The organism is Cloacibacillus porcorum (genome assembly GCF_001701045.1).
In the GTDB taxonomy this organism is placed as follows: domain Bacteria; phylum Synergistota; class Synergistia; order Synergistales; family Synergistaceae; genus Cloacibacillus; species Cloacibacillus porcorum.
On the sequence record NZ_CP016757.1, the window covers coordinates 3,185,990 to 3,201,598 of the forward strand.

Sequence of the window (15,609 nt, forward strand, 5' to 3'; positions counted from 1 at the left end):
TATTATGCAGATAAGATAACCGTTTTAAGTAAATGTAGTCTCCGTCCCAACATTGCCGTGGGGGGGGGTTATGCTTAAAATTCACACATTTTTAGTGTATCCTTAGATTAAGGGAAGTATTTTAGTAAATATGAAATCTATATACGGAGGTCTAACGATGGGAGATAAAAGATATCGCTCTGGAGCTTTGATCGCGGCGATCGCCGCGGCGGTCATGTTTTTCATCGTCGCGCCGGTTCTCGGCGTGGGGGAAAGGGATTTTATCATCCGCTCTTTTTCGCCGCAGGGGACGGTCGCCGGCGGCGCGGAGATAACGGCCGTTTTCAGCCAGGCGGCGGTCTCCGAGGATATTGTCGGGCACGCGCTCAAGACCTCCGAGTATCCGCTCTCCTTCTCGCCGCCGATATCGGGCTCCGGCAAATGGCGCGACGCCGCGACATTCGTCTTTATTCCCCACGGCGGCAGACTCTCCGCCGCCACGAGATACACGGCGACGGCAAAAAGCGGCCTGCGCGACCGCGAGGGGCGGCCGCTCTCCGGTACGCAGAGCTTCTCTTTCAATACTCCCGCGCTGGCCTTCAAGGGCGCGAAACAGACCAACTTCGATCCCGACAGCGGCAGCGCCGTCTTCGAGCTTGAATTTTCCCTGCCGGTGTCGCCCGCGCGTCTGCGCGGCTACACTGAGGTGAAGGACACGGCAAAACACCCGCTGAACTTCTCCATCACACAGGGGCCCGCATCTAGGAAGATCAGGCTTACAGTCAATGGCCTGTCGGAAAGGGAGGCCGAGCTCTCTCTTGCCGCCGGTCTTCCCTCGGAGGCCGGCCCCCTGGGCCTTGAGAAGGGGCTGTCCGTCAAACTGAAACGCGCGCTAATCATGGAATTGCGGGATTCCGGTGTAATCTCCGAGATGGGAGGCGGCCGCATCTGGATCGATACGACCTCCCCCGTGGATCTGGCAAAGGCCGCGGCCTTCATAGAGCTGTCGCCGGCCGTTAAATTCACCGTGGAACCGAATGAGGGCGGCTTTATGATCGCGGGCGACTTTAAACCGCAGGAACGGATAAAGGTCACGGTACGTAAGGGGCTGCCCGCCGCCGGAGGCAGGAACACCGCCGGACGGACGCTTGCTACGGACTGGAGCCGCGCCTTCATCTTCCCCGACATCGAGGCGCAGGTGCGCTTCCCAGACCCAGGGCGGGTGCTGTCCCCGACGGAGCTGATGCGGATACCGCTGGAGAGCGTCAACTTCGATAAGGTCAACATCCTCGTCTGGCAGCTATACGACAACAATATCCCCATAGCGATGCGCAGCGGCTGGGGAGGCTACCCGACAGACCTTTCGCGGCTCGTAGCCAATAAGGAATATCTTGTGAAGGCAAAGCCGAACGAGACGGCGCGGCGCGCTCTGGACCTGAAGCCGCTGCTAGAGGGACGCCGCGGCGTATTCCTTGTCGTAGCGCAGGGGCGCGGCTCCAGGGCGTGGAGCGAGAGCCGCCAGACGATAAACGTGACGGATCTCGGCCTCACCGTGAAGCTCGGCCAAGACTCGGCGTTTGCGCGGGTGCTCTCCGTCTCGGAGGCCAAGCCGCTCTCCGGAGTGCGCGTGACCCTCTGGTCATGGGCCAACCAGCTCGTCGGCGAGGGAAAGACGGATAAAAACGGCGTCGTCAGAATCGCCCTGAAGGATACGGAGGGACGCGGCGCGCCGGTCGTCGCGCTCGCGGAAAAGGATGGCGACACCTCTTATATCCGTTTTGAGAGGGGCCTCTACAACGGCAATGACGACTTCGACACCACCGGCAGCCCGTGGCTTTATAAGGGTTATTCCGCCTACTGCTACACGCCGCGGGATATCTTCCGCCCCGGCGAGGAGGTGCCGGTACAGGCCATCGTGCGCGGCACGGACGGCAAGGCTCCGAAACCCTTCCCGCTGACGATGAAGGTATTCTCGCCCAGCGGCAGGCTCTGGAAGACGCAGAGCGCGAAGCTGTCCGGCGAGGGGACATTCTCCGCGTCGCTCGCTCTCCCCTCCGACGCCCCGACGGGGCCGTGGAGCATCGCGCTGTTTACGCCGGGCGGGGAAAATTCGGTCGGCTATAAAGAGATATACGTCGAGGAGTTCGCCGCGCCGCGAATCTTCGTAGAGGCGGCGGCCACACCGCGGTCGATCACGGCGGACGGCGGCTGCGAGCTGTCGATAACGGGCCGCTACACCTTCGGCAACCCCGCCGCGGGGCTCCAGTGGGAGACGGAGCTTCGTACCGTCGACCGCACCTTTACGCATAAGGACTGGAAATCCTTCTCTTTCAGAGAGGCCGACAAGAAATTTACCCCGGAATCGAGTTTTATCGCCTCCGGCAACCTCAGCGCCGAGGGTAAGGCAAAGGCCTCCCTAAAGGGCGGCGGCTGGAAGGCCCCCTCAATGCTCGACCTCTCGGTACGCGCGGGCGTTATGGACGACGGAGGGCGCTGGACATACAAGACGGTCACGATCCCCTGGTATCCCTCGGCGGTGATGGCCGGCATCGAAGCACCGCGCGAGGCCGACCCCGGAAAACCGCTCTCCTTCCGCGCCGCGGCGGTCTCCGTTGACGGCAAAGCCGCCGGCGTCAAGGAGATGAAATATTCTCTCTTCCGCCGCGCGCGCCAGGCCGTGGTATTTGAGAGCAGCGGACGGATGACGAGGGAGATTCAGGAACAGCTGATACCCCGCGGCGAGGGGCTGATACGACTCTCCGGCGGCGTCGGTTCCGCACAGGCGGAACTTAAGGAGGCCGGAGAATATCTCCTGCGCGTCGAGACGGCGGACGGAAAATCGCGCGCCTCGGCGGTGATCTACGCCTACGGCGCGGACGGAGGCGGGAGCTCCTCCTTCCCGGACATGGCGGAGGTCACAACAGATAAGCAGATATATAAAACGGGAGAGACGGTGAAGGTAAAGGTTAAAGCCCCCTTCGCGGGTTCGCTGCTGGTTGACGCGGAGACTACCGAGGTCGTCTGGAACGAGACGCGTGGAACGCGCGGCGCCGAGACGGAGTTCTCCCTCAAAGTGACGGAAGATATGCGTCCCAACGCCTGGATAACGGCGCAGGTCGTGCGCCCCGCGCAAAAGGACGGTTCGCCCGCGCGCGCCTTCGGCATCGCGCCGCTGATGACCGATAACGGCGCCAGCCGCCTCAAGGTGGAGATCGCCAAGGTTCCGAAGCTGGAGCCGGGCAAAAATAAAATAACCCTCACGGTAAAAGACGGCTCCGGCAAGGGTACGGCCGCCGACGTCACGGTGATGCTCGTCGACGAGACCGTCCTTGGCCTGACGGGGTACACGACGCCCGATCCCTGGAAATTTTTCACCGCCCGCAGGATGCCGGGAATGGAGACCTACGACCTTTACGGCGCGCTCATCACGCCGGAAAAATCATCCACGCCGCTTCTGACGGCCGGAGGCGGCGGTATGGAGGACGGCATGGCGATGAAGTCCAGCCTTAGCCCCGTGCAGGCGCGCCGCTTCAAGATGCTCTCTCTGGTGAAGATGGGCCGCTCCGACTCCGGCGGCAGATGCGAAGTTGAATTCGACATTCCTGAATTCTCCGGAAAGGCGCGTATAATGGCCGTCGCCGCCACCGCTTCGGCCTCCGGCGGCGCGGAAACGACGGCGCAGATAGGGCGCGACGTAACGGCGGAGATCTCGCTGCCGCGCTTCGCCGCCCCCGGCGATAAGTTTACGGCAAACGTACAGCTCTTCAACATGACGGAGCGGGAGCTTACCGTCAAATTCTCGGCAGAGGGCAAAAAGTCCTCAGCCGAACTGGCGATGCAAAACGGCGCTAATGAAAGCCATACGGTAACCATAAAGGGAGGCGGCTCCGTGACCCTGCCTCTCCGCTACGAGGCGAAGGGCATCGGCACCGCCCTAATGACCTACAGGACGGAATGGCAGGGCGGCGTGATCGAAGACACCGTCGAGCTCCCCGTGCGTCCCGCCGCGCCGCGCATCACGGAGAGCGGCTCGGCGGTGATCGAGCCGGGGAAGACGCTATCCTTCAGCCTCTCAGGAGATGGTAAAGGGAGGAATTTCGCGCAGGCCCTTGTAATGCTCTCGGCGATGCCGCAAATTTCGCTCTCGGCCCTCGCGGACTTCCTCGTCACCTATCCCTACGGCTGCTTTGAGCAGACCGTCTCCGCCGCCTGGCCGCTGCTCGTGCAGCCGGAGCTCGTCAAATATACCGACCCGGACCTCGCGGACAGAGGCGCTCTGGCGCGCCGCATAGATAAAATCGAAAGTATGCAGAGCTACGACGGCGGCTTCCCGCGCTGGAGCGGCGAGTCCTGGTCGCAGCCATGGGAAAGCCTCTACGGCGCCCACTTCCTGCTTGAGGCGAAGCGCCTGGGCAATAAAGTCTCGCCCGACGCCCTTAAAGCCGCCGTCGACTACGCGCGCGCGCTGCTGCCGGTCATGCCGGACGGCGACGGCGACGCGGCCTGGCGCGAGACTCTGACGCGCAGGGCCTACGCCGCCTTCGTCCTCACCCTCGCCGGCGAACCACCGCTTGGCTGGATGGAGAGCCTGCGCGACAAGACAGGCGAGATGGAACCCTCTGGACGGCTTCTGCTCGCCTGCGCCTACGCCGCGGCGGGAGATAAGAAAGAGGCGGAAAAGATAACCGGACACAGAGGCGCGCCGCTGAAGGAAATACCGGGCAAAAACATAAACTACGATTCTAACCTCCGCGACGACGCGCTGTCGCTGCTCGCCGCGACATATATAGACCCGGCGGGAGCGGGGGCGGCGGCCTCCGCCGCCGGATTGATGAAGGAGCTTAAAGAGCGCGGCCGCTGCAGCACACAGGAGGGCGGCTTCTCAATGCTCGCCCTCGGACGCTGGTTCTCCGCGCAGCCGCGCGGCGGGGCGATCTCGGGGAAACTGATAAAGGAGCCCGGCGCGAAGACCGTCGGCACGGTGAGTGAAAACAACAGAAGCGTCACCGCCGGCGGCCCCGGAGGCTACAAAGCGGTAAACAGCGGCCAGGCGCGCCTCTACTCGGCGTGGAACCTCTCCTACATCCCCTCCGGCGCGGTGCCGCCGCGTGACGACGGCATCGAGATACGCCAGCGTATCGCCGACAGGCAGGGAAAGATAATCTCCGGAAGGGCCGCGCGCGGCCAGGCCTTGACCGCCGCCGTAACGGTGACGCCGAAGGCCGGCAGCCTGCGGGGAGTCGTCGCCGTCATGCCGCTGCCCGCCGGCTTTGAGATCGAAAACCCGCGCCTCACGGGAACCAGCGAAGAAAACGCAGAGGGAGTACGCGCCGAGATACGCGACGACCGGCTCATACTCTTCATCGAGGAGCTGCGCAAACCGCTCAAATGGCACTACTCGCTGCGCGCCGTGACGGAGGGCACCTTCGCCTCGCCGCAGGTATACGCAGAATGTATGTACGACCCCGGAATCTCAAGCATCAGCGGCGGCGGGACGATCACCGTCGGCGCCGCCGCTGATTCGCGGCAGGGGACGGCAAAGGCGGTAAATGCCGCTAAATAGAAATTTTCCCGCCGCCGTGAGCGATGCGCTTGCGGCGGCACGGAGACGCTTCAGCGAAAGGGGGCTGCCGCATAGGGCGGCCCTCGTCGTCCTGGTGTTCCTGCTTCTCGCAAAGGCGGCGCTCGTCGTCACCTTCCCGCTCGGCGCGATACTGAACCGCCCGGCCTCGCTCGTCGTGACGGACAGGGAGGGACGCCCCCTGCGCGGCACTCTTTCCGCGGCGGGGGAATGGCGGCTGCCGGTCCCCCTGGCGGACATGGGGCGCTGGATGCCGGCGGCGGCCGTAGCACTGGAAGACCGCCGTTTCTACCTTCACGGCGGCATCGACACCATCGCGATCGCGCGCGCCGCGTGGCAGAATTTCACCGGCGGACGCGTCGTCTCGGGCGCCTCCACGATAACGAGCCAGGTCGTGCGCCTCGCCGTAGACCGCCCGCGCACCCCCTGGGCAAAGGCCGTTGAATTCTCCCAGGGAGCGGCGCTGGAATTTTTCATGGACAAAGACGAAATACTTGAGAGCTACCTCAACAGCGTGCCCTTCGGCGGCAATACGCGCGGGGTGGAGGCCGCCGCGCGCTCGTGGTTCGGGAAACCAGCGAAAGAGCTCTCGCTCGCCGAGGCGGCGCTGCTCGCGGGGCTTCTGCGAGGCCCCGCCTACTACCGCCCCGACCGCCATCCCGAACGGGCGCTCGCGCTGCGAAACCGGCTCATCGACACCCTCGAAAGCCGCGGCGTCGCCACGCCGCAGGAGGCGCGGCGCGCAAAGGCCGAACCGCTGCCCGCGGGACGCCGGGCGATATCTTCCGCCCGCATACAGGCGGCGGAGGCCGCCGCGCGTTACGGAGGCGCGGCGGAGGCCCGCGACGGCTACGGACGTTTCCGCTCCACACTTGACAGCGCCATGCAGCGGCTGCTCACCGGCGAGCTGACGGCGGCGCTGGGCAATATGGAGCCGGGAGTGACCGCGGCGGCGGTACTTGTGGAGAATGAAACCGGAAAGGTACGCGGCTACGTCGGCAACGCGCGCGAGGGCACCGGCAGCGGCGCCTCCTGGGTGGACTGCACCCTCTCGCCGCGCTCGCCCGGCTCCACGCTGAAACCGTTCGTCTACGCGCTCGCCTTTGAATCGGGGCGCGCAATACCGGCGACAATGCTAGCCGACACGCCGCAGCAGCCTTCGGGCGGCGGGACGCGCAACTTCGACCGCCTATTCCGCGGTCCCGTGTCGGCGCGGACGGCGCTTGCCGATTCCCTCAACGTCCCCGCCGTGCGCATCCTCCGTGCCGCCGGCGCGGAAAACGTCCTCGGCCTCTTCCGCCGCCTCGGCTTCTCACAGCTGACGCGCGAGGCGGAATGGTACGGCGACAGCCTCGCGCTCGGAGGCTGCGAGGTATCGCCGCTCGAACTGGCGCGCGCCTACCACACACTCGCCGCGGGCGGCCTCGACAGCCCCCTCGTCTGGAACGAAAGAGCCGGTCTTTCAGCGGGAACCAGGGTCATCTCCGCGGAGGCCGCCGCGCTTACGCTCGACATCCTCAAAGATACGCGGCGCAATCTGCCGCTCTACGGTGAGGCGGGAGCGGACGGCAAAACCGTCGCCTTCAAGACCGGCACCTCGTACGGCCTGCGCGACGCCTGGACCGCCGCCGTCACAAGAAAATGGACCCTCGTCGTCTGGTTCGGCGATCCCAGCGGCAGACCGCACCGCGGCCTCGTCGGACTCAAAACCGCCGCCCCCTCCGCCGTGAGGATAATGCTGAAGCTCACGAAAAAGGGCGATCCCTGGTTCACGCTGCCGCCCTCCGTCGTGAGAAAGGAGCTCTGCGCGCTCTCCGGCGCGCCGAGAAACCAGTGGTGCCCCCAGAGCCGCCGCGACCTCTTCATCGAGGGCGTATCGGACGCCGCGCCCTGCTCCCTTCACACGATGAAAGAGGGGGAAATTTCGATAAAATGGCCGCCTGAACTGGAGGGCTTCTTCACCGGACGCGGTAACAGGGAGGCTGAACAGCCCCTGACCATCACCTCGCCAAAGGACGGCGCGGTCTACGCGGTCGGCGCGGAGAATAATAAACTCATCCTCTCCTCTAAAGGCGGCAGAGGCCCCGTCTACTGGTTTGTCGACGGCGAGCTGGCCGGCGACAGCGGCGAGGGAGCACCTCTCGCGTGGAAGATGCGCGAGGGCGTCCATAAAATCGCCGCCGCGGACGAATACGGCGCGGCGGATGAGATAGAGATCACAGTAAGAAATCAAGCCGAAGACGGGACGGAAGAACTGCCTCTGCTTGAGGAAAGCCGCTGACCTCTCTAAAAATGGCGTTTGCGGCGGCAGAGAGGCTTTATGCCGCCGCCGCTTGAGAAAAACAGCGCGCCGATAGTATAATCACAGGCGTATGGACGGTAAAATCCAATATTTTACAACGGAGGGGATCTATATGGGCATCAAATTCGTCATCATCATCCAGTGTGACATCGCAAGGCTGAGATGCAGTGGCTTCGCCTGCACAAAGTGCTTCTACGACCGGGAGGGCTTCTTCAAAGACTGCGGCTACCAGCACGGAACGCGCTACATCGCCTTCACCTGCGGCGGATGCTGCGGCGGCAGTATCGCCTCGAAACTTGAGCACTTCTCAAACAAACTTGCGCGCCAGACCGACGTCAAAAAGGACGAGGTCGCCGTACACCTCTCCTCCTGCATGGTCACCGACAACTACCACCACGACCGCTGCCCGAACCTTGAATATATCAAAGGGATAGTCCGCAAAAAGGGCTACAACAACATCGTCGACGGCACCTTCCGCAGCACAAACGCAACCGAAAAGCGCGAGGCGGGGATCTACAAAAACCACGAACTGGAAACATTCTGCGGCGCGGAAGACTAAAGAACGGCATCACGCGGCCGTTCCCTTTACGCAGGAATGGCCGCCTTCGCCGGAACGGGCGGGGACAAAAAGCTTTCGGGAGAGAGACTTCATAGTAAAATATATGTAAATTATCACTTTTGCTGCACACCAAACGTTTGACAATTCCTAGAAAACCTGTAGAATGTCCACATATGGAAGGATAACTTCCATAAATATTTTTTTAGGAGGTGGACGGATGAGCAATAAACTCGTGTATATCGGCGGCGTAGCCTACTGGATGTCGCCCGAAGGAAGCTTCACGGCGGCCGAGATGAAAGACGGCGTTCCCGTAGAGCATATCGTATTCAAGACCAGATAGTCAGTTCAATCAAAGCACCACGGTAACAAAAATGTTTCACATATACGCCTGAGGGCGTTTTGGGCAAGCACAGGTTCAGGGTTTTCACACAGATATAAAACCGCTGAACCGGTGCCGTGGGCCGAAACCATCCAAACATTCAATCAAAGATCACAAATAAAAAATAAAACTGCGGCGTACGGGCTGCGGACTTGCCGTCTGCTCTCTCACGCGGGGTTCCCTGCGCGCCGCGCGGCGGTAACGATTCCGGCGTACCCTTTATTTATTCTTTTAATATACGGTTGAACTATAAATTATTACTGGTTATTATTGACCGGTCGGGTCACGGCTATTTTATAAAAAGGAGGGACCCATTTGCCAAAGAGAATGTTTTCCGACTCCCGCATGAAAAGATATGCCGGCTGCGGCGCGGAAGAGGTTTTCCGCGCCATACCGACGACGCCAGCGGGACTGCCGCAGGAGCGGGTGGAGGCGATGCGCGCGAAGTACGGCGAAAACAGGCTCTCCAGCAGAAAAGACGATACCTTTCCGCACCGGCTGCGGCGGGCCTTCGTCGATCCCTTCACGATGATCCTCTTCACGCTGGCGGTGATCTCTCTCATTACCGATGTGCTGCTGGCCTCTAATTTTACAAGAAATATCACGACGTCTCTGATAATCTGCGTCATGATCCTCGTCAGCGGCGCCATTCGCCTCGTTCAGGAGACGAGGGCCAAGAGGGCCTCCGACCGTCTGGACCGCCTCATCCACACAAACGTCACCGTCAAACGCGGCGGGGTCCTCGTGGATATCCCCGCGGAGAGGCTGGTGGTGGGAGACCTGGTGATGCTCTCCGCGGGCGGGCGGATACCGGCCGATCTGCGGCTGGTAAAGACGACGAACCTCTTTGTCTCGCAGGCCGCCATCACCGGAGAGAGCGCGATCCTCGAAAAGGAGAGCGCCCCCTGCCCCGACGCCGGGCGGACGCCCTTCACAAGATTGAAGAACCTCGCCTTCATGGCCTCCTCCGTGATCAGCGGCAGGGGCGAGGGCGTCGTTCTCGCGGTGGGACGGGATACGCTCTACGGAAATTTCGTCAGACCGGATTCCAAAAATTCCGACGCCTTTCAAAGGGGCGAAAATTCCGTCGCCTGGGTGCTGATACGCTTCATGGCCGTTCTGGTCCCCGCCGTATTTCTGGTCTCCGGCGTCGCGCGCGGCAGCTGGCTGGAATCCTTCGCCTTCGCCCTCTCCGTCGCCGTCGGGCTGACGCCGGAGATGCTGCCGCTGGTGATCAACGCCTGCCTCGCGAGGGGCAGCCTCTCCATGTCGCGGAAGCGGGCCATCGTTAAAAACATCGACGCCATGCAGGTCCTGGGAAGCATGGACGTCCTCTGCATCGACAAGACCGGTACTCTGACACAGGAAAGCATCCTGCTGGAATACTATCTGGATATCCTCGGCGGCGAAAGCCCCGAAGCATTGGAGCTAGCCTATCTGAACAGTTTTCATCATTCCGGCCTCTCCAATCCCATCGACAGCGCGATACTGGCCTGCAGGACGATGCCCGACAGGGGCGGCCGCCTTGCGGAGCTGGCCGGGCTCTGCCGTAAAACTGACGAAATACCGTTTGACTACGAACGCAAATTCGCCAGTACGCTGGTCAGGACGCCGGAGAAGAGCCACCTGCTGATAGTAAAGGGCGACATCCAGCGGGTCTTTTCACGCTGCCGCTTCGTCGAATACCGCGGTGAGGCCATCCCCATAGGGGAAAACGGGGAGGGCAGCGTCTCCGCCATTGTGGACGAGATGCTGGAAGAGGGCATGAAGGTGATCGCCGTGGCGAAAAAGGAGCTCGGCGCTCAGGAGAGGCTCTCTCCCGCCGATGAAAATGATATGACCCTCGTGGGCTACCTCGCCTTTTTCGACGCGCCGAAGCGCTCCGCGGCGCAGTCCGTAGAGGATCTCAAACGGCTGCGCGTGACCCCGAAGGTCATGACCGGCGATAATTCGCAGACCGCCCTCTCCATCTGCCGCCGCGTGGGGCTGCCCGCCGCGGCGATGCTGACGGGCGCGCAGATCGGCGGCCTCTCGGATGAAGAGCTGCGCGCGGCGGTGAAAGAGACGGATATCTTCGCCGAGCTGACGCCGGGACAAAAGGTGCGTCTGCTCTCGGCGCTGCGGGAGAACGGCCGGACGGCCGGCTTCTTAGGCGACGGCATGAACGATATCCCCGCCCTCAACGAGGCCGACGTGGGGATATCGGTGGACACCGCCGTAGACGCGGCTAAGGAGGCCGCCGACGTGATCCTGCTCGAAAAAGAGCTAAACATTCTCGGACAGGGCATCATGGAGGGACGCCGGACCTTCGTCAACATGCTCAAGTACATCAAGATCACGGCGAGTTCCAACTTCGGCAACATCCTCTCCGTCGTCTGCGCCAGCGTGGCTCTGCCCTTCTTCCCGATGACGGCGATCCAGCTGCTGCTTTTGAACCTGCTTTACGATACGCTCTGCATCGTACTGCCGTGGGACAGCGTCGACGCCGAGGATACGGAGACACCCCGCGAGTGGTCGGGGAAGACGCTGAGCGGCTTCATGCTCTCCTTCGGGCCGATCAGTTCGATCTTCGACATCATGACATTCCTCTTCCTCTACTTCGTCCTCTGTCCGCGGCTGTGCGGCGGGCTGCTCTACACCCAGCTCGCGGACCCGGCGCTGAGGCTGCGTTACGCGGCGCTATTCCAGACGGGGTGGTTCCTGGAGTCCATGTGGACGCAGGTGCTGATCCTTCACATGCTGCGCACGAAAAAGATCCCCTTCCTGCAAAGCCGGGCATCGGCCCCGGTCCTGCTGATAACGCTGCTGGGGATCGTCGTCTTCACCGGCCTGACGCTGACGCCGCTCGCGCATCCGCTTGGTCTGACGCGGCTGCCGCTCGAATATTTCGGCTTTCTGCTGCCGGTCGTCCTTCTTTATATGCTGCTGGTCAGTTTTGTAAAACGGCTGTACATCAGGCAGCACGGGGAATTAATCTAGGAGGAGGGAATCCATACTTTGAAAAAGAACATCCACTTCATATCACTGGATTCCATTCTCGCCGAATGGCTCCGCGACAGGCTGGAACAGGAACCTCCGCAGAGCGCCTACGCGAAGGGGCTGCTTGCCGGGCTCCGGGAGCTTCTCAACGACGAGGCCTCTACGCTGGTGCTCGGCGTCGCCGGCAGCAGGGGCAACCTGTCAGATACCGCCGACGACGGTATTTACGCGGGAGAGCTCTCAATCCACCCTAAGAGCAGAAAGGTACTGCGGCAGGGCAGGGAGATCAGCCTGACGCCGAAGGAATTCGACATCCTCTACCTCCTCGCGCAAAACCGCGGCGAGGTCTTTACCAAAGAGCAGATCTACCGCGCCGTTTGGGACGGAGATTTTCTCCTCGCCGACAGCAACATCATGGCCTTTATACGCAAGCTGAGAAAGAAGATCGAACCGAACCCCGACGCGCCGGAATATATACTCACCATCTGGGGGATCGGCTACAAATTCAACGACCAATTATAGACAGGACGGGGCGGCATAAATTACAGCCGCCCCGTCTCTACTTTCTTGCCGAATCGCAAGAAAATCGCAAGATTTCAGCCATTGGACAGAGGGACGGCGGCGGCTATACTGGCGGTACGACAGAGAGACAAGCGCGCGGCAAGCCGCGGGCCGCCCTATTATTTGTTGTGCGCCGCCGCAGACGGCGCCGCAAACCACCAACCGAAAACGGAGAAGGGAGTGAAGCAGATGGAACCCGACAGTTTCGCAGGACAAAGTAAACAGGACCAAGGGCAAAGTCACCGACAGGCGAACGCGGCTGATTTACCGGAACCGGCGAAACGCGGGCTGCCGCTTCACCGCCGTTAAACTCCGCCCAAATCCTGCTTCCCACCGCAAAAACAGCTGATCATACGCATCGCCCCGTTATGGGCAAGGCTACGCCTGTCCATAACGGGGACGGCACCTCTGATGCGCGTACGAACCGTGCGAAACTAAAGATTTCAGCCGTTCGCAGCCGGTCAGCGAAAGAGGCGCGCCGAATCACAGACCGGCGCCTCGTCAGGAGGTATGGAAAATGAAAAAGAAAAACACCACAATACAGACCGCCGAGCAGGCGGCGCGCAGAGAGCAGATCAACGAGCGCCTCCGCTTCGCCGCGGCCGCGCCCATAAACGACGTCTTATGGAAATATAATTCTTCGTTTGGCGGCCTCTCGGAGGTACAGGTCGAGAAAAACCGCCAGCGTTACGGCGCCAACAAAGTGACGCGCAAAAGGAAAAAATCACTGGCACAGCGGCTGGCGGGAGCCTTTATCAATCCCTTTACGGCGATCCTGCTCTGCCTTGCCGCGGTCTCCGCCGTGACCGACATCCTGATGCCGGTCATGCAGGGTATGCCGGAGGAGGCGGACGTGCTCACGGTCGTCATCATTATGACGATGGTCGGCATTTCGGGCATTCTGCGCTTCGTGCAGGAATCGCGCTCCGGCGACGCCGCGGAGAGGCTGCTTGCGATGATCACGGTCACCTGCACCGTCGACAGGCACGACTGGAAAAGACACGAGATACCGCTTGAAGAGGCGGTGGCCGGAGACATCATCCGCCTCTCCGCCGGCGATATGGTGCCCGCGGACGCGAGGCTCATCGAGGCAAAGGACCTCTTCATCAGCCAGTCCGCGCTGACGGGGGAGAGTGACCTGATAGAAAAGAGCGCCGAAGGCGTCCCCAAGGCCGGCGACGCCCTCACCGACTACGGCAATATCGTCTTTATGGGCAGCAACGTCATCAGCGGCAGCGCCACAGCGGTGGTCGTCGCCGTGGGAGACGACAGCCTCTTTGGCTCGATGGCCTCCGCCGTCGCGGAGGAGGCGGTGGAGACCAGCTTCTCCAAAGGCGTCAACTCCGTCTCCTGGGTGCTGATCCGCTTCATGATGGTCATGGTGCCGGTGGTCTTCTTCATCAACGGCTTTACCAAGGGCAACTGGGTGCAGGCCTTCCTCTTCGCCATCTCCGTCGCCGTCGGGCTGACGCCGGAGATGCTGCCGATGATCGTCACCACCTGCCTCGCCAAAGGCGCCGTCTCGATGTCGAAGAAAAAGACGGTCGTCAAGAACCTCAACTCCATCCAGAACTTCGGCGCGATCGACATACTCTGCACCGACAAGACGGGAACCCTGACACAGGACCAGGTCGTCCTGGAATATCATATGAACGTCATGGGAGAGGAGGACGCCCGCGTGCTCCGCCACGCCTATCTGAACAGTTACTTCCAGTCCGGCTATAAAAACCTGATGGACCTGGCGATTATCAGAAAGACAGAGGAAGAGGAGGCGGAAAACCCCCGCCTTACGGACCTCTCCGACGCCTATGTGAAGGTTGACGAAGTTCCCTTTGACTTCACCCGCCGCCTCTCCACCGTCGTCAGCGATAAAAACGGCAAGACACAGATGGTGACGAAGGGCGCGGTCGAGGAGATGCTCTCTATCTGCGCCTACGTGGAATATGACGGCAAGATCGAGCCGCTGAGCGAATCCCTCAAGCAAAAGGTGCTGAAGACCGTCGACCGCCTCAACGCGGACGGCATGCGCGTCGTCGCCCTCGCGCAGAAGACCAATCCCTCCCCCGTCGGCGCCTTCGGCGTCAAGGACGAGTGCGATATGGTACTGCTGGGATATCTGGCCTTCCTCGATCCGCCGAAGGAGTCGGCGAAAGAGGCCATCAAAGCGCTCGGCGACCACGGGGTCGCCGTCAAGATACTGACCGGCGACAACGAAAAGGTGGCCCGCTGCGTCTGCCGCCACGTCGGGCTACCCGTTGAGAGGATACTTCTGGGCGGCGACATTGACCGTCTGGACGAGGAAAAACTCATCAAGGCCGCGGAGGAGACGGCAGTCTTCGCGAAACTTTCGCCGGAGCAGAAGGCGCGCGTCGTGAGCGCGCTGCGGAGCGGCGGCCACAGCGTGGGCTTCATGGGCGACGGTATCAACGACGCGGCGGCGATGAAGTCCTCGGACATCGGAATATCAGTCGATACGGCGGTGGACATCGCCAAAGAATCGGCGGACATCATCCTGCTGGAAAAGGACCTCTCGGTACTTGAAGAGGGCATCGTCGAGGGGCGCAAAACCTACGCGAACATGATCAAATATATCAAGATGACCGCCTCCTCGAACTTCGGCAACATGTTCTCCGTGCTGGCGGCCTCGGCGCTGCTCCCCTTCCTGCCGATGATGAGCGTGCAGCTGATCTTCCTGAACCTGATCTACGACCTCTCCTGCACGGCGATCCCCTGGGACAACGTGGACAGGGAGTACCTTGCCGTTCCCAAAAAGTGGGACGCCTCCTCGGTCGGCAGCTTCATGCTCTGGCTCGGACCGACCAGCTCGATCTTTGACTGGACGACCTATGCGTTCATGTATTTCGTACTCTGCCCGCTCTTCGTCTCTCAGGGAATCCTCTTCAACGACCTGCCCGCCCATTTTTCCGGCGCGGAGCTGGCCGGGGTCCAGGCGGCCTACATCGCGCTCTTCCAGGCGGGATGGTTTGTGGAATCCATGTGGAGCCAGACGCTGGTGATCCATATGATCCGCACGCCGAAGCTGCCCTTCATACAGAGCCACGCCTCGGCTCCCGTGACGCTGATCACCTTCACGGGCATCGTGGCGCTGACGGTCATTCCCTTCACGCCCTTCGGAACGATGCTGGGATTTGTGCCGCTCCCCGCGATGTACTTCGCCTACCTGATCCCCTGCATCCTGCTCTACATGGCGCTGGCGACCAGCATCAAAAAGGCCTACGTGCGGCATTACGGCGAACTGCTGTAGATAA

The 15,609-nt window shown here is 61.6% G+C and carries 7 protein-coding genes; all 7 read left to right on the plus strand.

The annotated features are described in order from the left end of the window. Nucleotides 1–157 precede the first annotated feature (157 nt). The 7 genes from BED41_RS14325 (at nt 158) to mgtA (BED41_RS14355) (ending at nt 15,605) form a co-directional block, all read left to right on the plus strand. Nucleotides 158–5,542 carry an Ig-like domain-containing alpha-2-macroglobulin family protein gene (locus tag BED41_RS14325; protein WP_066747822.1) on the plus strand — a complete coding sequence of 1,795 codons (5,385 nt, stop codon included), beginning with the start codon at nt 158–160 and terminating at the stop codon, nt 5,540–5,542. Next, on the plus strand, nt 5,529–7,841 hold the full coding sequence (pbpC, locus tag BED41_RS14330; RefSeq protein ID WP_066747826.1) for a penicillin-binding protein 1C: 2,313 nt from the start codon (nt 5,529–5,531) through the stop codon (nt 7,839–7,841). Before BED41_RS14325 ends, pbpC begins: the two co-directional genes overlap by 14 nt. 133 nt (nt 7,842–7,974) lie before the next feature. Further along, entirely contained in the window at nt 7,975–8,421 is a 447-nt protein-coding gene (locus BED41_RS14335) for a CGGC domain-containing protein (protein WP_066747829.1), read from the plus strand. Nucleotides 8,422–8,638: 217 nt separating this feature from the next. Next, a complete protein-coding gene (locus BED41_RS16860) occupies nt 8,639–8,761 on the plus strand; it encodes a hypothetical protein (RefSeq protein ID WP_268217930.1) in 123 nt (40 codons plus the stop codon). Nucleotides 8,762–9,115: 354 nt separating this feature from the next. Then, a complete protein-coding gene (gene mgtA, locus BED41_RS14340; protein WP_229712326.1) occupies nt 9,116–11,779 on the plus strand; it encodes a magnesium-translocating P-type ATPase in 2,664 nt (887 codons plus the stop codon). A gap of 18 nt (nt 11,780–11,797) precedes the next feature. Next, nucleotides 11,798–12,301 carry a winged helix-turn-helix domain-containing protein gene (locus tag BED41_RS14345; protein ID WP_066747835.1) on the plus strand — a complete coding sequence of 168 codons (504 nt, stop codon included), beginning with the start codon at nt 11,798–11,800 and terminating at the stop codon, nt 12,299–12,301. A gap of 556 nt (nt 12,302–12,857) precedes the next feature. Beyond that, nucleotides 12,858–15,605 (plus strand): magnesium-translocating P-type ATPase, encoded by a 2,748-nt coding sequence (gene mgtA, locus BED41_RS14355; RefSeq protein WP_066747839.1) that lies wholly within the window; start codon nt 12,858–12,860, stop codon nt 15,603–15,605. The last annotated feature ends 4 nt before the right edge of the window (nt 15,606–15,609 follow it).